The 19,583-nt window shown below is 41.0% G+C and carries 23 protein-coding genes; 7 read left to right on the forward strand and 16 right to left on the reverse strand.

Going from position 1 to position 19,583, the window contains the following annotated elements:
• The first annotated feature begins 75 nt into the window (after positions 1–75).
• The gene (locus V7D18_RS23310; RefSeq protein WP_426157982.1) at positions 76–1,740 is read left to right on the forward strand and encodes a S8 family peptidase; all 1,665 of its coding nucleotides are present in this window, start codon (positions 76–78) and stop codon (positions 1,738–1,740) included.
• A 105-nt stretch (positions 1,741–1,845) separates the two neighbouring features.
• Here the strand turns inward: V7D18_RS23310 and V7D18_RS23315 are convergent, their stop codons facing one another.
• Positions 1,846–2,280 carry a DUF5684 domain-containing protein gene (locus tag V7D18_RS23315; protein WP_426157984.1) on the reverse strand — a complete coding sequence of 145 codons (435 nt, stop codon included), beginning with the start codon at positions 2,278–2,280 and terminating at the stop codon, positions 1,846–1,848.
• 285 nt (positions 2,281–2,565) lie between these two features.
• Between V7D18_RS23315 and V7D18_RS23320 the strand changes: the two genes are divergently transcribed.
• Together V7D18_RS23320 and V7D18_RS23325 are read left to right on the forward strand one after the other, a co-directional pair.
• Complete coding sequence (locus V7D18_RS23320; RefSeq protein WP_104436338.1) at positions 2,566–2,766, forward strand: cold-shock protein; 201 nt, start codon at positions 2,566–2,568, stop codon at positions 2,764–2,766.
• A gap of 274 nt (positions 2,767–3,040) precedes the next feature.
• Positions 3,041–3,274, forward strand: a complete 234-nt coding sequence (locus tag V7D18_RS23325) for a hypothetical protein (protein ID WP_426157986.1) — start codon at positions 3,041–3,043, stop codon at positions 3,272–3,274.
• 277 nt (positions 3,275–3,551) lie between these two features.
• On the opposite strand, the gene V7D18_RS23330 is transcribed toward V7D18_RS23325, so the two are convergent.
• Positions 3,552–3,689 (reverse strand): hypothetical protein, encoded by a 138-nt coding sequence (locus V7D18_RS23330; protein ID WP_170313509.1) that lies wholly within the window; start codon positions 3,687–3,689, stop codon positions 3,552–3,554.
• Positions 3,690–3,798: 109 nt separating this feature from the next.
• On the opposite strand from V7D18_RS23330, the gene V7D18_RS23335 reads away from it, so the two are divergent.
• The gene (locus V7D18_RS23335; RefSeq protein WP_426157988.1) at positions 3,799–3,945 is read left to right on the forward strand and encodes a hypothetical protein; all 147 of its coding nucleotides are present in this window, start codon (positions 3,799–3,801) and stop codon (positions 3,943–3,945) included.
• 122 nt (positions 3,946–4,067) lie between these two features.
• Here V7D18_RS23335 and V7D18_RS23340 read toward each other — a convergent pair whose 3' ends face one another.
• The 11 genes from V7D18_RS23340 to V7D18_RS23390 all read right to left on the reverse strand — a co-directional run bounded on the left by V7D18_RS23340 (position 4,068) and on the right by V7D18_RS23390 (position 14,927).
• Positions 4,068–4,379 carry a hypothetical protein gene (locus V7D18_RS23340; protein ID WP_426157989.1) on the reverse strand — a complete coding sequence of 104 codons (312 nt, stop codon included), beginning with the start codon at positions 4,377–4,379 and terminating at the stop codon, positions 4,068–4,070.
• Between the two features lie 99 nt (positions 4,380–4,478).
• Complete coding sequence (locus V7D18_RS23345; protein ID WP_426157990.1) at positions 4,479–5,363, reverse strand: ROK family protein; 885 nt, start codon at positions 5,361–5,363, stop codon at positions 4,479–4,481.
• 16 nt (positions 5,364–5,379) lie between these two features.
• Positions 5,380–6,312 (reverse strand): type I phosphomannose isomerase catalytic subunit, encoded by a 933-nt coding sequence (locus V7D18_RS23350; RefSeq protein ID WP_426157992.1) that lies wholly within the window; start codon positions 6,310–6,312, stop codon positions 5,380–5,382.
• Between the two features lie 86 nt (positions 6,313–6,398).
• On the reverse strand, positions 6,399–7,193 hold the full coding sequence (locus V7D18_RS23355) for a DUF7402 domain-containing protein (RefSeq protein ID WP_426158012.1): 795 nt from the start codon (positions 7,191–7,193) through the stop codon (positions 6,399–6,401).
• Entirely contained in the window at positions 7,193–7,897 is a 705-nt protein-coding gene (locus tag V7D18_RS23360) for a GntR family transcriptional regulator (protein ID WP_426157994.1), read from the reverse strand. The genes V7D18_RS23355 and V7D18_RS23360 overlap by 1 nt, the downstream gene beginning before the upstream one ends.
• Before the next feature lie 120 nt (positions 7,898–8,017).
• On the reverse strand, positions 8,018–8,824 hold the full coding sequence (locus V7D18_RS23365; protein WP_426158014.1) for a gluconate 5-dehydrogenase: 807 nt from the start codon (positions 8,822–8,824) through the stop codon (positions 8,018–8,020).
• A 264-nt stretch (positions 8,825–9,088) separates the two neighbouring features.
• A complete protein-coding gene (locus tag V7D18_RS23370; protein WP_426157996.1) occupies positions 9,089–9,379 on the reverse strand; it encodes a hypothetical protein in 291 nt (96 codons plus the stop codon).
• Positions 9,380–9,460: 81 nt separating this feature from the next.
• Positions 9,461–11,530, reverse strand: a complete 2,070-nt coding sequence (locus tag V7D18_RS23375) for a ribonucleoside triphosphate reductase (RefSeq protein ID WP_426158016.1) — start codon at positions 11,528–11,530, stop codon at positions 9,461–9,463.
• A 17-nt stretch (positions 11,531–11,547) separates the two neighbouring features.
• A complete protein-coding gene (locus V7D18_RS23380; protein WP_426157998.1) occupies positions 11,548–13,605 on the reverse strand; it encodes a cell division protein FtsA in 2,058 nt (685 codons plus the stop codon).
• A 201-nt stretch (positions 13,606–13,806) separates the two neighbouring features.
• Complete coding sequence (locus V7D18_RS23385; protein WP_426158000.1) at positions 13,807–14,325, reverse strand: GNAT family N-acetyltransferase; 519 nt, start codon at positions 14,323–14,325, stop codon at positions 13,807–13,809.
• Positions 14,326–14,558: 233 nt separating this feature from the next.
• Positions 14,559–14,927, reverse strand: coding sequence for a VOC family protein (locus tag V7D18_RS23390; RefSeq protein WP_426158002.1), 369 nt, complete (start codon positions 14,925–14,927; stop codon positions 14,559–14,561).
• A 453-nt stretch (positions 14,928–15,380) separates the two neighbouring features.
• Here V7D18_RS23390 and V7D18_RS23395 point away from each other — a divergent pair, with 453 nt between their 5' ends.
• The gene (locus tag V7D18_RS23395; protein ID WP_426158004.1) at positions 15,381–15,854 is read left to right on the forward strand and encodes an HIT family protein; all 474 of its coding nucleotides are present in this window, start codon (positions 15,381–15,383) and stop codon (positions 15,852–15,854) included.
• Between the two features lie 112 nt (positions 15,855–15,966).
• Here V7D18_RS23395 and V7D18_RS23400 read toward each other — a convergent pair whose 3' ends face one another.
• Both V7D18_RS23400 and V7D18_RS23405 read right to left on the reverse strand, forming a co-directional pair.
• Positions 15,967–16,458 carry a DUF6773 family protein gene (locus tag V7D18_RS23400; RefSeq protein ID WP_426158006.1) on the reverse strand — a complete coding sequence of 164 codons (492 nt, stop codon included), beginning with the start codon at positions 16,456–16,458 and terminating at the stop codon, positions 15,967–15,969.
• The gene (locus V7D18_RS23405; protein WP_314459118.1) at positions 16,451–16,660 is read right to left on the reverse strand and encodes a helix-turn-helix transcriptional regulator; all 210 of its coding nucleotides are present in this window, start codon (positions 16,658–16,660) and stop codon (positions 16,451–16,453) included. The genes V7D18_RS23400 and V7D18_RS23405 overlap by 8 nt, the downstream gene beginning before the upstream one ends.
• Positions 16,661–17,085: 425 nt before the next feature.
• Here V7D18_RS23405 and V7D18_RS23410 point away from each other — a divergent pair, with 425 nt between their 5' ends.
• Together V7D18_RS23410 and V7D18_RS23415 are read left to right on the forward strand one after the other, a co-directional pair.
• Positions 17,086–17,775 carry an HD domain-containing protein gene (locus tag V7D18_RS23410; RefSeq protein ID WP_426158008.1) on the forward strand — a complete coding sequence of 230 codons (690 nt, stop codon included), beginning with the start codon at positions 17,086–17,088 and terminating at the stop codon, positions 17,773–17,775.
• A gap of 698 nt (positions 17,776–18,473) precedes the next feature.
• Entirely contained in the window at positions 18,474–18,650 is a 177-nt protein-coding gene (locus V7D18_RS23415; RefSeq protein ID WP_426158010.1) for a hypothetical protein, read from the forward strand.
• Between the two features lie 363 nt (positions 18,651–19,013).
• Here V7D18_RS23415 and V7D18_RS23420 read toward each other — a convergent pair whose 3' ends face one another.
• On the reverse strand, positions 19,014–19,544 hold the full coding sequence (locus tag V7D18_RS23420) for a manganese catalase family protein (protein ID WP_426158011.1): 531 nt from the start codon (positions 19,542–19,544) through the stop codon (positions 19,014–19,016).
• Positions 19,545–19,583 lie beyond the last annotated feature (39 nt).

Genomic DNA, 19,583 nt, shown 5'->3' on the forward strand with positions numbered 1-19,583 from the left:
TACTTATTGAAACGAATACAACGCCCCCCGCAGCATACTATATAACATATGTTGTAAATGGATGGGATGCCTGTCATGCAAAAAATATTGGATGAAAATTATTACGATTTTATAATTGATAACTTTATAGCCCCTGCATATAACACGGGAGATAACATTACATTGCTAAATGATACCCATTCACTGCTGCATATCTCCAAAAGTGTCATGGGCGTTTGTGACTTAGGCCTGACCCCATATTACGCCTTCCCAACTGTCTATACCCTTACTTCTTACGCCAGTGAGGAAAATTCGTCCGTCCAGACAGCCATGCCTGAAATTGACTATAATCTGCTAGGACAATGTACGCTCGTTGGGATAATTGATACCGGAATTGACTATCAGCATCCTGCATTCAGGAACGAAGATGGCAGTACTCGCATCTTCTCCATCTGGGATCAGACTGATCAGAGCAGTACTCCCCCTGAAGGCTTTACATTCGGTTCCGAATACAGCAGACAGCAGATCAATGCCGCACTGCTTTCAATTGACCCCTTATTTCTGGTTCCCACTTCAGATACTGACGGGCACGGAACAGCAATTGCCAGTATCATTTCAGGCAGTATCCATTCTGCTAATTCCTTTAGCGGGATTGTTCCATACAGCCAACTGGTTGTGGTGAAGCTGAAACAAGCCAAACAAAACCTTAAAAATATTTTCTTTATACCAGAAGACAAACTATGTTTTCAGGAATCCGATATCATACTGGGAATCCGTTATCTGATTACCATCGCAGAGAAAATGGCCCGCCCCCTTGTCATCTGTCTTGCAATGGGAAGCAGCCATGGAAGCCATGACGGGCAGGGTGTAATGAGCGAGTATCTGGAATATCTTGTACGCTTATCCGGTATTAATATTTCCATTGCTGCCGGGGATGAGGGAAACCGGAACCGGCATTATTTTGAAAACGTTAACTCAGCTCCGTATGGAGCCGCTTTTCAGCTGAATGTTGGTGATGAAAAGTTTGCAATGGAAATCTGGCCCAGTGTTCCCGGAAGACCTTCCATCGAGATCATTTCTCCAAATCAGATGACAACCGGAAGAATAGAACCTTCATTTGAAGAATGTATTAAATTCTCTTATGGCCAGAGTTCTGTCTGGGTAAATAATATTATTTTTGAGGAAGAAACCGGAGATCAGTTAATTCTCATTCGCTTTGAAAACCCTGAACCGGGAATTTGGTCATTCCAGCTTGAAAGCACGGAAGGCCAGCCTTTTTATCTTCATTCCTGGCTGCCATCTGGTAATCTGATATCAGATAATACCTATTTTCTTAATGCAAGTCCGGATGTTACCATAACAAATCCCGGGAACTCATACAGTACTCTGACTGTCTCCGCTTACAATCAGTTCGATGACACCATATTAGAGCAGTCCGGAAGAGGCTATACCAGCCATGGACTGGTCAAACCTGATGTTGCGGCTCCCGGCTACCGGGTCCCCTGTGCGATTCCAGGAAACCAGTACGGAACAATGACCGGAACAGGGGCTGCTGCTGCACATGCTGCAGGCGGAATCGCCATGGTCATGGAATGGACCATGTGCAAGGGGAATTACACCAGACTTACGGGAAAACAGATTAATCGCATGATTGTCCGGGGCGCCCGGCGCAGCAATTCCTATTTCTATCCCAATAACGTCTGGGGCTATGGGCAGTTAGATGTCAATGAGATCATTAGCCGGCTTATTAAGATTTTATAATTTTCCTGTGAACTTCTCCAGGACATATTAAGCCCAGACCATACTTCATCCATCAAAAAAAAAGAGACGGTAACAGTAACCGCCCCCTTGTAATGTTCTAAAATTTTAAATCTTTTGTGGTCCTATGTACTCATCGCTTCCAAATGCCAGTATTGGGAAGAAAATTACTGGTAACAGAATTAAACCAACGGTGAAACCACCGCTCTTTCCAAACGCTTTCGAAATATTAATGCAGTAAACGATGTGCAGAATGAATGTGCACAACGCTCCAAGACTATTCAAGCCTCCGACTTCAGAAGTCCTTCCAATAAAATTAATTACTGCTATAACTAAAAAAGCAATAAAGTAACCCAGATTTCCGAAAACGACATTTGATCTGACGTAAATATTGTAAATCGGAATCAATGCTGCCCAGCCTGGTCTTCCAGCCTTAGAAAAAATCTTCCATTCAGCAGCTAATAATAAGATGCCAATAGCTAATCCTAATAAAATAATGATCATACCAAATGCTGCAAATGCAGCGTAAAAACTACTATTCATACTCATTTCCTCCATTTATTTTTAATTATTATACATGATTATACCAAAATTGACAATATTATCCAAAAAAGTCGTATAACAACAATTTTTGATTCGTTAATTGGATTGATTTGTTATTTGAATTTACTTGACTTGTATTTTCTTCTATGCTATACTAAATCAGTATTTTAATAAAGTTTTGATTTCGCATATATTTGTAAGTCATTATTCTATTGATGATTTACAAGTATATGCGATTTTTAGTTTTAAGCAGAATACACAATAATTTAAAGGAGGTATCTTTTCATGAAAAAAGGTACAGTAAAATGGTTTAATGCGCAAAAGGGTTTTGGTTTCATCTGTGATGAAGAAGGTAACGATATTTTCGTTCATTTCTCCGGTCTTGCTATGGAAGGTTTTAAGTCTTTAGAAGATGGTCAGTCTGTTGTATTCGAAACAATCAATGGCAACCGTGGTCTTCAGGCTGTTAACGTTCACGTCGCTTAATCTCATACAGATTGTACGAATCACGTCTAATTTATCCATTTCTTCAAATACCAATTTGATAATGTGAATCTGATAAAGTGAAAATGTACCAACTATCTGTATTTTAAAAAGTCAGAGCTATTTTTATTTATTACAGCTAAGCCAGCAGGGTTTATTCCATATTCCCGGCTGGCTCAAACTAATTTCAGGGTATAAAGCGAAAAAATGGCGGGTCCATAATAACGGATCTCCGCCATAATTAACATTATCAGCAATCATCATCATGGTGATGGTGGTGGCATCGAGGATCATTGCATCCTGCTCTAAAGCCAGCCCAGTATGCTCTTCTTACCTTCTCTGCGCAGTTCACAACATCATCATCACAGTTGTTGTTACTGTTACCATTACCATTACCATTGCAGCCGCAATTATTGTTGCCATTACAACCACAATTATTTCCACAACCCCAGAAGCATCCCATAAAAATATCCTCCTTTTCTTAGTTGTACTTTATTATATGGTACAATAAGACAAGATGTGAATGGGATAGATAAGACATGTCCAGCTTGTTCACACACTATAAGAACATGCATATAATATTATTACAGAACGAGATATCAAAAAATACCGGAGATAACGGATACGAGCGCAAGCTGCCGCATAACCGCCTTTACCAATGTAAACAACTCATTTTTCGCGCTGCCAGACTTTATATACCGGTTGATGATGAGTTCTGTAACTGCCCGATCATAAGTATGAACCTCATTAGGGCGAAAACCAACGCATCCTGGTTTTCGCCCTTTTCATTAATCTGATCTTCTTTTGGTATTGGGTCCCATACCTTCCCTGCGGGAATTATGAGTCTGATTCTGATTTTTAACTTTCCCTTTATCTTCTGGATAATTTTCCACTGAATTGGTTTTCTTTGTATCATCCCTTGACATTGATCTCACCTCATAATTAATATGTCTGCTGAATCTGTATTTTATTCAGCACTTTTTTAAATGTATAATTAATTATGCCTGGGTAAATCCTAATTATGAGGTGATTAAAATGTCATATATAGCTCCTGCAGTCCAGGCCAAATTTGAAACGCTTTCCATTGATTTAAAAAATCAGATCCTGGAACGGAATGTGCAGATCAACAGCATTTACGACTTAATCCGTGTTCTGGAAGAAATCGTAAATGAAGGGAGCTGATCCCTTCACAGACAGCCATGGGCCGTTTAAAGGCCTGTGGCTGTTTTTAACTGCCCCACGAACGCAAATAGAAATAAGGGCCGAACCCCTGAGGAACGACCCATGAAAAAATCATGATTCAATTATCTGCAGCTTCTTAAGAATGAGGAAAGCTGACGGGTATTGCAGGAACTTCCGGTATTGCAGCTTTTGCCAGTACAGGATGCACCTTTCTTGCCAGTGGAAGTATTGCAGTTTGAGCTGTTGCTGTTGCTGCTACATCCATACTTGCTTAACAGGCTGTTTAAAGACTGTCCATAGCAGGATGATAAATAGCTGTCAGATGAAAAACAGTTTGGCAATGAACTGGAACAGGTCGCTGCCTGTGCTGTCATTGGTGTTCCTGCTACGGTAAATACAGCTGCTGCTAAAACAAATGCTGGTAATTTTCTCATGGTAATATCCTCCTTATTTGTTACGCAATTGTTACATTTCTTTTACAAAATGTATCATAACATACATAAATTGGTTTTACACTAGGAGAAAAATGGCAATTAACCGATCTTTTCCAGTTGATATTCATCCACTGCCAGCTTTAAGGCACCCATGATTCCCTGATTGTCATTTAAGCTGGGAAGGACAATATAATGCTCCATATCTTCCAGCTCTTTTGTCTTGATATAACCGCCCAGCTGACGGGTTACTTCTTCTCTTACCAACGGCATTAAATGCTCCTGGTGCATCACACCGCCTCCAAGGATAATACGCTGGGGCGACAGCACCATAATATAATCCACAAGCGCCTGGGCTATATAATAAGCTTCCAGCTCCCAGACCTCTTTCCTGTCGGCCAGTTCTGCCCCCTTCATTCCCCATCGTGCCTCTATGGCCGGACCTGCCGCCATGCCCTCCAGGCAGTTCTTATGGTATGGACACGCTCCCTCAAAGGAATCCTTTGGATGTCTGGCAAGAAGCAGATGTCCGCCTTCCGGATGAAGCATACCGTGAAGCAGCCTTCCATTGGAAATAATGCCTGCTCCCACGCCCGTTCCGATGGTGATATACATACTGTTCTCAAGACCCTTTGTAATGCCCCAGGTAGCTTCTCCAAGGGCAGAACCATTGACATCGGTATCAAATCCCACCGGTATCTTTAAAGCCTCTTTAAATGCTCCCACGATATCGTAATTCAGCCATGCAAGCTTTGGAGTTGTTGTGATATAACCATAAGTCTCTGAATTCCTGTTAAGATCAATCGGACCAAAGCAGCCGATTCCCAGCGCCTCGATTTCCTTGTCCTTAAAATATGCAATCAGTTTGGGCATGGTAATCCCAGGTGTTTCCGTCGGTATGGAAACCCGCTCAAAAATCTCGCCGTTCTCATTGCCTATGGCACAAACCATCTTTGTGCCTCCTGCTTCTAATGCACCCAGTCTCATAACTTCTCCTCCTGTTTTATTCGGGATTGGAACAGATGACGGACATCCTTCCCTCAAATCTGCACTCACCGCTCTTTGCCGGTATAATAAAATTCTGACCTGCTTCCAGTGGGATTCCATTGATGCAGCCTTTTCCGCTTATCACACTGACATTGGTAAAATACCTGGAAAACTCTTTTGTAAACACCCCTTCAATATCATACTTGTCCACTGAGTAGTACTTACAGGTTATTAAATGAGTATGCACGGCTCCGGGCAGTTTCCCGGTTACAGCTGCCGCATCGCATTCTATAAATGGAGCTCTGATTGTGGCAATACTCTGTTCCACATGAAGCTGTCTTGGTTTTCCGTCTGCAAGACGGTCATAGTCATAGACACGATAAGTGATATCGCTGCTCTGCTGTGTCTCAAGGATTAAGGTTCCTCCCTTGATTGCATGAACGCATCCCGGATTAATCTGGAAGAAATCTCCCTTTTTAATGGGGACAGTCCGTATAAATTCCGACCACTGATGGTTTCTAATCATGGATTCCATCTCATCCCGGTTTTTAGCGTAGTGACCGATTACAATTTCAGTATCCGGTTCACAGTCCAGAATGTACCAGCATTCGGTCTTGCCAAGAGATCCATTCTCATGAATTTTCGCATAACTGTCATCGGGGTGCACCTGAATGCTTAAATCATTCTTTGCATCGATGATCTTAACCAGAAGAGGAAACTGATCTCCGGGATAAAAGCCGAATATCTCCGGTTTTTCCTTCCATAAGCGGCTTAAAAGCTTTCCGTCATAAATCCCCCCGGATATCTGGCAATCCCCGTTCTTATGAGCGCTGATCGCCCAGCATTCCCCTGTCGTATCACTTGGTATGTCATATCCAAATACCTCCCGAAGCTTGTCACCGCCCCAGATGGCTTCCTTAAAAACCGGTTCAAGAAATAAAAACTCCATCTTACTTCCTCCTTATGTGTCAGCCCTGTATGCTTACTGCCTATATTTTACATGAATATCAGGAAAAGGAAAAGAGGTAATTGAAGTTATAGAGAATCTTTTCCATATACCTGGATCTGGGTAAGAGCCGGAAATGGAGATGGATCGTCTGCTTTTATTAAATTACTCAGCTTCATCCAGGTAATATTCTTCTTTTTTAATGTAAATTCATGGGGTTTTACACTTTTTCCCATTTTTACTACTTCTTCCGATCCGTCAGAAAATGTGAAGGTGGCTTCCACCCACCAGTTATCATGTGGAAAATCGGCCCTTGTGTATAATACAATCTGGTCAAAATCCACTTCCCGTCCAAAATCCAGGGTTATTTCCGCATCATCCTGACGGTTAATTCCCCAGGATTCATACGGCCACTCTCCATGGGATTCATTGGCAAGAACTCCGTCAATTGCATTGCGTGCCGCAAAAACAGCTTCACCTCTTGTTTCCACATTTGCATATGCATGGGGAAAACAGCCGGTATCGCCATGCTGGTCCATGACATTGACTGCCAGGTTGCGGTATTGCTCTGTCTCACCGGCAGCTGCTTTTCTAATGGTAAGATAATGTCTCTCTCCGGTAAATGCTTTCGGATTGTAAGATACTTTTTTATCACCGAACGGTATGGTAAAAATCACTTCCGGCTTTGTTAAATAAACAAAAGATTCATCCATGCAGTCATCGATCCGGATCACATAATGTCCGCCTATATGATCTGTTTTGCAGACAATGACATCTCCTTCTTCATATACGCCTTCATATACCAGGACCGCCTGTTCTTCTCCTGATGCAGAAGCTTTTATCGTATTATCAGATCCTTTTACAGCTATGGAAACACTGGTCATCATTCGTCCTCCTGCTCTTCCTGTTCAAAATAGTCTTTATACTCTACCTCAATCTGGTGCTTCATACGTTTCATACTGTAAGTCAAGTGTTCTCTGAGGGATTGCTCCAGACCTACAATGTCCTTTTTTTCCAGCAATTCAAAAAGCTCCGTATGTTCCCTGATGATTCTTGTAAAATCGGTTTCTGTTACAAAATCCAGCATCCTGAATCTTGTATAATGCAGCTGCTGTGCCTGAATCATATCCCAAAGCTTGCGTTTTCCCGTAGCCCGGTACCAGATGGCGTGCATCTGTGCATCCATACGGTAAAACTGCTCCGGTTCAAACCCTTTTTCCAGTATCAGCGCCTGCTGCCTGCGGATCATATACCGGACTTCTTCCATCCACAGCGGAGTTGCCATATTGGCAAAATCGCGCATAACCATAGTTTCCACAGCGACACGCATGTATATCATCTGTTTAATCGTATCCAGATTAAGAAGCGTCACCTGCGTACCGGAATAGGGTACGGATATGACAAATCCCTGTTCCTGCAGCTTTCTTACCGCCTCTCTTACAGGCGTCCGCGATACACCAAACCGTTCGCAGATCTCATTCTCGCTTATGATCTGTCCGGGCTTTAATTCCAGGTCCAGAATCTCCTGCTTTAAAGTTTCAAACACCAGGTCGCCACGGTTTTTATAGGTCTTGGTCTTTCCTTCCATTGAACCCTCTCCGTCCTTTAAATTTAAAACATTATAAAATATGCCATGACTCCCGCCTTTTAAGGGCGGGCATCATGGCCATGTTTATCCCAGCCGGGACTTCCCTGTCAGGGCATTTGATTACTGTGGCTGTTTACCGATGTAAGCTAAAATACCACCGTCAACGTAGAGAATATGTCCATTTACAAAGTTGGAAGCATCAGAGGAGAGGAAGACTGCGGGACCTGCAAGATCCTCAGCTTCACCCCAGCGTCCTGCCGGTGTCTTGGCAATAATGAACTGATCAAACGGATGTCTGGAACCGTCTGCCTGAACCTCACGCAGAGGTGCAGTCTGTGGTGTGGCAATATAACCAGGTCCGATACCGTTGCACTGAATGTTGAATTCGCCGTACTCGGAAGCAATGTTCTTTGTCAGCATCTTTAAACCGCCCTTTGCAGCTGCATAAGCAGATACGGTCTCACGGCCAAGCTCAGACATCATGGAACAGATGTTGATAATCTTTCCGTGTCCTTTCTTAATCATAGACGGGATAACTGCTTTTGCCACGATAAAAGGAGCATTTAAGTCTACGTCAATAACCTGTCTGAACTGTTCTGCTGTCATATCACACATAGGAATACGTTTGATAATGCCTGCGTTATTAAACAGGATATCGATTACGCCTACTTCCTTTTCTATCTTGGCAACCATGGCATTTACGCCTTCTTCACTTGTTACATCACAAACATATCCGTGAGCAGTAATGCCCTCTTCTTTATAAGCTGCGATTCCTTTGTCTACTAATTCCTGCTTAATATCATTAAAAACAATGGTAGCTCCAGCTGCTGCAAGAGACTTTGCAATAGCAAAGCCAATACCATAAGATGCGCCTGTTACAAGTGCAACTTTTCCTTCAAGAGAAAACTGGTTTGTTAAGTAATCCATATTCATGATTCTGATTCTCCTTTGCTTTTATTTTGGTCAGTTATTTCGTCATTAGAAAATTAGTTTGTATTCAAATATTAAAGTTTGTATACAAATTCAATGACTTGTATTTATGCTAACATAGTACAATTATTTTTTCAATATACATATTAGACAAAGTACGTCATTTTTATTTAGTTATAATTTTCCAAATGCTGGATTTGAGGAAAAAGAAAAAGTTCCGGTCTTCAATAAATGAAAACCAGAACTTTTATCAGACTGAAATTATTTGCATCCGCAGCCATAATCGTAAGATCCCATTACATTCCCGCCGTAGGTTCTTCCGCAGCCGCTTGCGGTCCAGAATCCATCACGGAAGCCGGTTTCATAACCAGCTTTAAAGCCTTCTGCATATCCCTTACGATAGCTCATATTCATGTTGCCGTTTCCAGTTGATGCATCACTGACATCACTGTTTTTCTCGCTGCACTTATTATCGTAATTACCTGCGTTGCTATATCCGCCCGGGCAATTGCAGCTGCAATTACAGCCGTTATTCCAATTATTACAACTCATTTTCATATACTCCTAACTTAATCAGTTCGTAGTATATCTTATGCCCCTGTCTTTCATATGTGAGTTAATAAGGTAAATTTCTTACTCCAAAGCCATCATTTTTCTGTTCTTAAACTCCTGGGCTTTTCCTTCATTCCAGTCACTGACCGGGCGGTAGTATCCGGCAATCCGGCTGTAAATATCCGTCTTTTTACCGCATTTAGGACAGATCTCCTGACTTCCCGGCAGATAACCGCAGTTCTGACAGACAGAGTATACAGGTGTAAATGTGATATAAGGAATCTCATACTGTTCTGTCATACTCTTTAATGCATCCCTGACATTCTGATAGTCCTCTTCTTCCTTCTCCATGTAAACAGAGAACACCGTTCCTGCCGTATACAGAGGCTGAACCCGATTCTGTATGGCCAGTGCCTGAGAAAGGCTTCCTCCCCAGTCTGCCGCCAGTTTGGTGCTGTTGGTATAATAGGGCACATCTGAATTTTTACTTGCAGAATGAATCCCGGAAAGTTCCTCTCTGTCAATCAATGCCAGGCGGTATGCAGCCGATTCTGCGGGAGTAGCCTCAAGGCTGAACAGGCATTTATACTGTTCCTGATATCCAATCAGCTTCTCTTTTAAATACTCCATCACATTCACTGCAAATGCCTGAGTCTGTTCTGATTCCATTCCTGCACCCAGCCAGTCTGCATTCTTTCCGGCCTCATTCATACCAACAATGCCGATGGATGAGAAATGATTGGTGAAGTTTTGGAGGTAACATGCCGTATAGGGGTAAAGGCCGTTTTTCAAAAGGCTGGTAATTACCTTTCGCTTAATATCAAGAGACCTGGCTGCAAGATCTGCCACCCGGTCCAGCCGGCGGTAAAAATCGGCTTCATCAGAAGCTGAATATGCAATTCTCGGCAGATTAAGAGTAACGACTCCTATGGAACCTGTATGTTCCCCATATCCGAAAAACCCGCCTGCCTTATTGCGCAGCTTTGTTAAATCAGGAGTGCTCTCCGGAGTAAAAGCACGTACGTCTCCGGGAGTAAGGTTTCCATTTATATAGTTGGAAAAATAGGGAGTTCCATAGTGGGAAGCCAGTGTAAATAACAAACGGTTTCGTTCTGAATCAGACCAGTCAAACTCCTTTGTAATCCCAAATACCGGAATTGGGTACTGAAATCCCATTCCTCCGGCATCTCCTTCCAGCATTGTCTCCAAAAATGCGCGGTTTACCATATCCATCTCTGCCTGACAGTCCCCATAGGTGAAATCCAAATATTTTCCGCCTGCAACAGCCTTTTTTGATTTCATATCCTCCGGCACTGTTAAGTCAAGGGAGATATGGGAAAATGGTGCCTGGGTACCCCAGCGGCTTGGCGTATTCACTCCAAATACAAAGGCCTCCATACATTTTTTCACTTTATCATAGTTCAGCTGATCTGCTTTAACAAACGGTGCCAGATAAGTGTCAAAGGATGAAAATGACTGGGATGCCGCCCATTCGTTCTGCATGATACCAAGAAAGTTTACCATCTGATTGCACAGCGTTGCCAGATGTTTCGCCGGTGAAGCAGTAATTTTTCCGCTGATTCCGCCCAGACCGTCTAAAAGAAGCTGCTTTAACGACCATCCGCAGCTGTAGCCTGTAAGCATGGAAAGATCATGGATGTGTATCTCTCCATGATTATGAGCATCTGCTATCTCCCTGTCATAGATTTCTGAAAGCCAGTAATTTGTGGTAACTGCCCCGGAATTATTCAGAATGAGACCGCCTACCGAATAGGTGACCGTGGAATTTTCTTTTACATGCCAGTCCTCTACTTTTACATACTGATCCACCACATCTTTGTAGTCCAGTGTGGTACTGCCTAAGTTTCTGATCTTTTCCCTCTGTTTCCGGTAGAGAATATAAGCCTTTGCCACTTCCGTATATCCCGTTTCTTCCAGAACCTTTTCCACACTGTCCTGAATGTCTTCCACAGGAATACTCTCTGTCTGAACCTTACTCTGAAAATCAGAAGCTACCCGCAAAGCAAGAAGCTCCACGATGCTGTCTGTATAATACTTGCCTGTTGCCTCAAAGGCTTTTTTAACCGCTGCCTCAATCTTTAATAATTCAAATTCCGTAACTGTTCCATCCCTTTTAACTACGTTCAACACGCCCATACACACCTCTTTTATTCATTTACCTGATAAATCATGATGCGGTCTCTGCTTTTTAATTCCTGCTGAAAGTATCCGCTTTCTCCATTGACCTCCAATATCACCTTTCCGGTAAGATTCTTAAAATCAAGTCCGGAATATTCCAGCATGTCCATCAGATAATATGGACGCTGATCCGGCTTTATGGGAAAAGTCACGGGTTTGTCGTTTAAGAAAAACGTGATTTTCCCATTGCTTTTATGAAAAGCTGCATCAGAAGAAGCTGCTGCATCCGTATGTCCGTCCAGTTTTAAACGGGATTCCTTATCAAGTTTTATGCCGGTAGAAGTCATCTGAACCGGGGGCGTTAAAATTCCGGGAACGCTTTGAGGTGCAGGAACTATATCATTTAAAAAGCTCTGCGCTTCCTCTGCATCATCATACAGATCTTCCTCTTTTGGAGTTTCTTCTGTCTGGACTTCTTCAGCCTGGAGTACTTCTATTACAATGCTGTCACCGGTTTTCAGCGGAAGATCCTCTTTTGCCTCTGTACCGTTTACCAGAATCATCTTTCCGGCTCCTGGCTTTTCAATATCAGAAAGCATGGCAAATGCGCTTTTTCCGTGGCTGGCAGGCACAAATACAATCCAGTCCTCTGCACTTACCTGGTCAGAAAGCTGTGCTTCCTCTCCATTTAGTGTGAGAACAGACGGCTCCGCCTTCTCACCGTAAAAAACAGTTCTTTTTCCGTTTACGCTGACAACCAGATTCTGACCGGAACGTCCGATCATATCCTGGTAGTTATAACCGTTCATCATTAAAACATCCATAACGGTAAAGGTACCGCCGCGGAAAAGCTTCGCCGGGCGGTCATTTAAAATAACCCGAAAACCGTCATTGACAATATTAAATCCGGCAGAGATGACGATTCCAAGAGGCGTTGCATATTCCGGATTCTCCAGATCATATTCATCGGAATAGGCGTTAATCTTAAAATTATTGCCTGCTATGGCCACACGCTTGGGATCAATCTTCAAATGTTCTACAATTCCCTCTTTCAGTCCTGACAGCCTGCTGCCGCCTCCTGCCAGAAAAACTGCCGACGGCATACCGCCGTTAACTTCCAGGATCTTATCAGAAATTTCCTGGCAAAGCCTGGAAGACGCCTCTTTGATGCTGCCAAAAACAGCTTCCCTGGTGATCGTCTGTTCAAATCCAAGGATATCTGTAAATGTAAGTTCCTCTTCTTCATCAATCTGGGACTTGATTTTTTCCGCAGTTGCAAAATCCACCAAGTATTCTTTCATAATGGTTTCCGTTATCTCATCTCCTGCAAGTATGGCCATGGTATAGCCGGTTACACTTCCATCCCGGCAGACAGCGATATCAGAGGTACCTGCACCGATATCCACCATAGCCAGGTTTAACAGACGGATGTTCTGGGGAATGGCCGCATTGATCGCTGCAATCGGCTCCAGGGTGAGGCTTGCAACCTCCAGACCAATCTTATGCATAGCGGAATAAAGGCTTTCAACAACCTCCGTGGGAAGAAATGTAGCAATGATATCTGCCTTCAAAACCCGCCCGTGGTGATCAATTAAATTGGAAATCATATAGTTATCAAGGAAATATCTGCTTACGGTATAGCCAACCAGATAAAACTGCCTGTCATTATCCCGGCCTTCCCGGTTCATAAACTGCTTTTCCGCTTCGCTTATGGCTCCTGCTTCCAGTCTGCTGACGGATTCTGCATCAATCTTCTGGGCTCTGGCAAGCTCCATCTCATAGGTCACACTTTCCGTTCTCAGTGCTCTTCCCGCAGCTGCCACACAAACCTTTAACAGCTTGCAGCCCAGCTTTTTTTCCAGTCTTTCTTTCACCTGGCCGGCAATTTTTGCAACCTGATCAATATCCTCGATCTGTCCGTCAATCATCGCCCGCTTTGTGTGCTCGGCTCTCTCTATGGCAACGATATGTATTCTGTCCCCATCCGGCATTCCTACCATGCCAATGATGCTTCTGGTTCCAATATCCAGAGCGAAAATAGCCTGATCCGGAAGTGTATCTGTCAAAATGCTATTTCTGTTATCCATAAATAATGCCCCATCCTCTTTCATATTTGTCTTTATTTTACTAGTATAAGGGTGCTCCGTCAATCGAATAAAGGAAACTTTTGTTGAAAAAGAAAGATTTTTGATACAAAAGAACCGGTTTATGTATTGAAAACATGGGATTTGTTACCATAAACAAGTACCATTATTTTGTACATGTGGAGCGATTTGTTTCCTGTAATATTAACGGTTCACCAGCTCATACAAAGGGTGATACAGCCCCGTGGGTGTATAAAATTCCCTGCCGATGGATTGAAAACCTAATTTCAGCAGCAGCTTTTCTGATGCTCTGTTCTGTGGGTGATGGCCTGCATACAGCTTCTTCGCTTTTAAGATGTGAAAGCTGTAATCAATAGCCGCTTTTGCTGCCTCAGAGGCATAGCCCTGCCCCCAGTATTTTTCCCGCAGATGAAAACCCAGTTCATAGGAATGAGTTTCGGATTTATAAGGACGGATACCGCAGCAGCCAATGAGTTCTCCTGTTGACAGTTCAAAAATCGGCCAGTATTGTATATGATACACTTCATAATTATGAATTTCTGTATTCAGGCGATTCACAATATCTTCATGTGTAAACTTACCTGTAGAACAAATGTACCGGGTAACTTCATTTTCTCCCCATAGCTGGGACGCCAGATTTAAATCGTTGTTACTCCAGCTGGAGAAGCCAATTCTTAATGTTTTAATAAAATAATCCCGCATGTTTAATCCTCGTTTCTTCAGTAATCTATATTTATCAATATGAAACCCGATAGTTTAACTTTTCATTTATCCAGGCCCCCTTTCTCTTCCTGTTTCACAGACTCTTCACAAATCCGTCAAAATCCCGTCACACTTTCCCGGTATATTATTAAATGTAAAGAGGTCAATAACCTTTTAAATAAAACTTTTTTTCATACAGCCGACAAGACCCCCCTCTTGTCGGCTCCTCCCATTTATGGGGCAGCGTGATTATATTCTTTAGGGAACGATCTAAATACTATTAAGTTATTATCAGGATCTAAAAAACTCATATTCGTTGCTCCCCACGGTCTCACAGTTGGCGGTTCCAGGATCTTAATACCAAGCGCTTTCAATCTTTCATACTGATAATCAATATCCTCTACCGTAAAAGCGATACAAATATTTTGTGAGTTCTCTTTCCGCTCTGTTCCATCATTGCAGACAGTTAATGTTGTTTCCTCTAATATAATAAATTGATGTATGTTATCATCACTGCCGTTATCGATATTAAATAAAGACTTATAAAAATTAGATAATTGAATAACATCTTTTGTAAATAAACATACTTCTCCGACTTTCATACATACCCACCTCGTTACTTTGTATTATTATTTTCCTATATTGTTACCCACCAGTCCTGTATTTACTTTTCACAAACTCTTCACAGATCCATCAAAATCCCGTCACACTTTTCCGGTATATTAATTAATGTAAAGAGGCCAATAACCTTTTAAATAAAACTTTTTTTCATACAGCCGGCAAGATCCCCCCTCTTGTCGGCTTCCTCCAGTTACGGGGACAAAATAAATATGAGACGGGGTTAACCGCCTCCGATTCAGCAATTCTTTTCCATTTTCCCCTGTCATCTTCCATAATATGACTTTATCTGTCTTGCCACCTCTATTTTATACCATATTTACCAAAAGTAAAATAAAGTTTTTTTATTTAGAAATATTTGAAATCTTTGCTTGAGTTTTGTATACTTACATTAAAAATCACTCATATAAGCTTGTAGATTATATTGGAGGAACAATATGTACAATCATGCACCCACAGGGTATGTCTGCCCTTTTTGTTTAATTGCAGAAGGCGTAGAAAATGAACATTTAAATACCAAACAGGACGATATAATATTTAAAGACAGCTATGTTACTGCATTTATATCCTCTTGTTGGTGGAAAAATAATAAAGGCCATGTCATTATTATACCTAATAAACATATCGAGAATTTATATGATTTACCGTCAGAAATTTCACACCGAATTCATGATTTAGAAAGAGAAATTGCTCTGGCTTTAAAAGAGACTTACAAATGTGATGGAGTATCTTCCAGACAACACAATGAACCTTGTGGAAATCAAGATGTATGGCATTATCATCTTCATATATTTCCAAGATATAAAAATGACAACTTATATAAAACAGACAGGGAAAACACAAAACCAGAAGAACGCTTAGAATATGCAAAAATATTAAGAGATTATTTTATCATGAAGAATAATGTATGATTTTATTTATTTGCAGTAAAAAGAGGAGTCTCAACTACCCTGAATAATTAACAGGACGCTGATTCACAAAAAGCGAGCCAACGTCCTCTCGTTACAACTGATTATTCATAATTTATCTATCTTCATTATCATCCGCAGCAGCTTCACCCTCTGTTTCAAGTTTTCGCACTCTCTTTTTATAAATGAATACGCAAAACGTCAATGCAGCAATGGATAATACAAAAATTTGAACGAATATAAATATTCCTGTAGCAGCTGCACCCGCTAATTTACCATATTTATAATAAGATGATACGAAAAAAATAACACCGCACAATGTGCCTGATAAAAGACTGAGAATAATATTTGTTTTTAAATTTGGTTTCAGTTTCCTGTCCCATATGCCATTGATCAGACAGGCAATTAACATGTATATGGAAACAAACATAAATACCAGCCATTCACCAGCAATATTATGGAATAAATTTTTTACATCTGCAGCCAGGGTAACCTGCAGCAGAATCGCAGCTAACAGCCCCCAATAAACAAACCAGAATCCATAGTGTTCTATCTTTAGTAACTTTTGCTCCTGCATCTCATCCAGATTATTCTTTTTTCTAATCATTGCTTTCTTCCTCCCAGAACAAATCATCAAGACTTTTTCCTAATACTCTGCAAATTGCCCGGCATAATTTTATCGTCGGATTGTATTCACCCTGCTCAATAGCATTCATGGTCTGCCGTGATATGCCCACTTTTTCAGCAAGTTGTTTTTGTGTCAGATCCAGCTGGGCACGGGCAACTTTTATTGGTATATTTCGACCCACTGCAATCACCTCCGCATACAAATATTACTACACAGATTACTTAATGTCAAGTATATGCGACACATTTTATAAATTGTTAGCTCAACAGCTTAATGGCTTAACAGCTACTTAATTGTAGAGCGAGACGCAGTTTTTGTAACCCAAATGCCACCTTTGTATTCGAGATGCAGTTTTTGTAATCGTAATGCAACCTGTCAAATCACTTTTTGGGGTGTATGATATAAAAACAGACAGGCCAAAGGGAAAAAAATTTACAACATCAAGATCATTCACCGTCTCGATCCTGGAAAGAGACTTTTCGATGAACATACCGCTTTCTAACAACAAAAAACTACCAGACCTCTTTATGCTTATTGAATTCCATTGCACAATATGGTACTATGCGAATTAACACAAATATCATTAAACTATAGGGGGTATTACTAGTGGATTTACAAAAGTACAAATTACTTGAGGATTATATGCTTTTATGTATGAAAGACAGCGCACACGATAAAGATCATATTTACAGGGTTTTATATGTTGCATTGGACATTGCCAGTCATGAAGATAATGTAAATTACGATGTACTCATTTGCGCTTGTCTACTTCACGATATTGGCAGAAAGGAGCAATTCGAAAATCCCAAATTATGTCATGCTATAGTCGGTTCAAAAAAGGCCTATGATTTTCTTATATCTAATGGTATGGAAATTGAATACGCAAAAAAAGTAAGCTCATGTATAAAAACACATCGCTTCCGTACTGATACGCCACCTCAAAGTATTGAGGCAAAGATACTCTTTGATTCTGATAAAATTGACGTCACGGGTACAATAGGGATTGCTCGCACAATTTTTTATAAAGGGCAGGTATCCGAACCCCTCTATTCTTTGCAACCAAATGGACAGGTATCTGATGGATCTTCTGATAAAAATCCATCATTCTTTCAAGAATATAAATATAAATTGGAACATTTGTACTCCCGCTTTTATACAAAGCGTGGTAAAGAAATTGCTACTCAACGCCAAGCTTCTGCAAAATCCTTTTATGAAAATATGCTAAACGAAGTACAATCCTCTTATAGCGTAGGACAGGATTTTCTTTCTAACCATTTAATGACCACTAAAGATTAAGTTAAGTCTCCATTGAAAGAAAATATCCCCACTCCCAGAGTAAAAGTCTGTATAGTGCTCTCCTTTCACAATCTCTTCACAGATCCATCAAACTCCCGTCACATTTTCCGGGTATATTAATACTTGTAAAGAGGCAAACAACCTTTTATATAAATACTTTTTTTCATACTTCAGCCGGTAGGATTTCCCCGATCTTACCGGCTACTCCTATTTTTTTTACACTATTATCTATAAATTTAAGCTTCATTTCAGGAATGAGTGATATATTAATTTCGAAGAGACGTTTTTATCTTCATTTTTTAGCCGGCAGGTTCTATCACTCTGTCGGCTTCCCTTTTTAAGGGAAGCATTTATTCTTTTGAAATCTTTTAAATATTCCACCAGAGCGGATTGGTTTATGCCTTCACCTCCATGAGGTAATACTGTTGAGCACCATATTCGTAATCCTTGGATTCTTTATAACCTTTTATAACAAGGTTGTACCTTTCCCCTGTTTCTTTGGTTTCGGATCATCATTTTGCCGATTCAGATAGTTTCCAAATTCTCTCTTAACCAGAAAAATGGCATCATACTGCCTTTTGAGTTTCCATGCAGTCCATCATAATTTCTTCATCTTCTTGTAAAAATTTTCCATTTATTTTATAATCTATGGATAGGTTCCTATCAGAACCGAGTACAAATAAAAGGAGAAACCTAAGATGTCAGATACTAAATGTATTAATTACGACGTATGCAAACAATATGGCACATATGGTACAGATTGCGAACAAGACCTTGATTTAAATATCTATTCCGCTTGTGAAATTAGTGAAATTCAAAAAATAAAAATTTTAGCAAGCATTGATCAAAAACTTTCAAAACTTCTCGAAAAATAGCTTCATGTAATTTCAATAAAAACAAGTAAATATACAGAATTGAACTCTATGATACTCTAGCCTCATGGAGTTCTTTTTTAATCCATACCTCCTCCTTTCCTTATGGCTTGTCAGTGCCGGCCGGCATCAGACAGTTTCATCTTTCTTCTCTTTATCCCTGTAAATCAGCGTCCACGGCATAGATCTTCCCGGAATTTTCAATCAGCTATGACTGACACATAGCCCTGTTTTTTCTAAATAAGGAAGCTATTAAAAAATAGCAATAATCCTTTTGTGCACATTAATTTGTTATCTAAAAAAGCGCTGATCCACGAGAAGTGAATCAACGCCTTTTTTATTATGTCTGTGTAAAATTTACCCCTGTTAACATTTTGTTTTGACATCAAAGCTGGGATTAAATGCATAAAAGTTTTTGCTGTCCAGATTATCCTGGGTGATTCTAAGAGCTTCACCGAATCTCTGGAAATGAACTATTTCACGCATCCGTAAGAACCGGATGGGATCACAGACATCAGGGTCCGTGATGACACGCAAAATGTTGTCGTAAGTACTCCTGGCTTTTTGTTCTGCTGCCATATCCTCTACAAGGTCGGTGATTGGGTCACCTTTGGACTGGAATTCACATGCATTAAAAGGAACTCCGCCCGCTGCCTGAGGCCAGATACCTGTGGTATGGTCAATGTAATAAGGACCAAACCCTGATTCTACAACCTGCTCCGGAGTTAAGTTTCTGGTTAGCTGATGAACAATGGTTGCCACGATTTCAAGATGGGCCAGTTCTTCCGTTCCAATGTCAGTTAATACCGCCTTTCCTTCCTTATATGGCATAGCATAGCGCTGGGAAAGATAACGCATGGAAGCGCCCATTTCTCCATCTGGTCCGCCAAATTTCAAAAACAGATTATTTTTTCACTTAATGCCGCAAATAAGGAA

The organism is Lacrimispora sp. 38-1, from assembly GCF_049890855.1.
GTDB lineage: Bacteria > Bacillota > Clostridia > Lachnospirales > Lachnospiraceae > Lacrimispora.

Excerpts from the sequence above, each read along its gene's own strand:
- V7D18_RS23395 (WP_426158004.1), top strand. The coding sequence starts at position 15,381 with ATGTACAATCATGCACCCACAGGGTATGTCTGCCCTTTTTGTTTAATT.
- V7D18_RS23335 (WP_426157988.1), top strand. The coding sequence starts at position 3,799 with ATGTCATATATAGCTCCTGCAGTCCAGGCCAAATTTGAAACGCTTTCC.
- V7D18_RS23330 (WP_170313509.1), bottom strand. The coding sequence starts at position 3,689 with ATGTCAAGGGATGATACAAAGAAAACCAATTCAGTGGAAAATTATCCA.
- V7D18_RS23370 (WP_426157996.1), bottom strand. The coding sequence starts at position 9,379 with ATGAGTTGTAATAATTGGAATAACGGCTGTAATTGCAGCTGCAATTGC.
- V7D18_RS23385 (WP_426158000.1), bottom strand. The coding sequence starts at position 14,325 with ATGCGGGATTATTTTATTAAAACATTAAGAATTGGCTTCTCCAGCTGG.
- V7D18_RS23415 (WP_426158010.1), top strand. The coding sequence starts at position 18,474 with ATGTCAGATACTAAATGTATTAATTACGACGTATGCAAACAATATGGC.
- V7D18_RS23350 (WP_426157992.1), bottom strand. The coding sequence starts at position 6,312 with ATGGAGTTTTTATTTCTTGAACCGGTTTTTAAGGAAGCCATCTGGGGC.
- V7D18_RS23320 (WP_104436338.1), top strand. The coding sequence starts at position 2,566 with ATGAAAAAAGGTACAGTAAAATGGTTTAATGCGCAAAAGGGTTTTGGT.
- V7D18_RS23380 (WP_426157998.1), bottom strand. The coding sequence starts at position 13,605 with ATGGATAACAGAAATAGCATTTTGACAGATACACTTCCGGATCAGGCT.
- V7D18_RS23340 (WP_426157989.1), bottom strand. The coding sequence starts at position 4,379 with ATGAGAAAATTACCAGCATTTGTTTTAGCAGCAGCTGTATTTACCGTA.
- V7D18_RS23355 (WP_426158012.1), bottom strand. The coding sequence starts at position 7,193 with ATGACCAGTGTTTCCATAGCTGTAAAAGGATCTGATAATACGATAAAA.
- V7D18_RS23345 (WP_426157990.1), bottom strand. The coding sequence starts at position 5,363 with ATGAGACTGGGTGCATTAGAAGCAGGAGGCACAAAGATGGTTTGTGCC.
- V7D18_RS23400 (WP_426158006.1), bottom strand. The coding sequence starts at position 16,458 with ATGATTAGAAAAAAGAATAATCTGGATGAGATGCAGGAGCAAAAGTTA.
- V7D18_RS23360 (WP_426157994.1), bottom strand. The coding sequence starts at position 7,897 with ATGGAAGGAAAGACCAAGACCTATAAAAACCGTGGCGACCTGGTGTTT.
- V7D18_RS23315 (WP_426157984.1), bottom strand. The coding sequence starts at position 2,280 with ATGAATAGTAGTTTTTACGCTGCATTTGCAGCATTTGGTATGATCATT.
- V7D18_RS23390 (WP_426158002.1), bottom strand. The coding sequence starts at position 14,927 with ATGAAAGTCGGAGAAGTATGTTTATTTACAAAAGATGTTATTCAATTA.
- V7D18_RS23365 (WP_426158014.1), bottom strand. The coding sequence starts at position 8,824 with ATGGATTACTTAACAAACCAGTTTTCTCTTGAAGGAAAAGTTGCACTT.
- V7D18_RS23310 (WP_426157982.1), top strand. The coding sequence starts at position 76 with ATGCAAAAAATATTGGATGAAAATTATTACGATTTTATAATTGATAAC.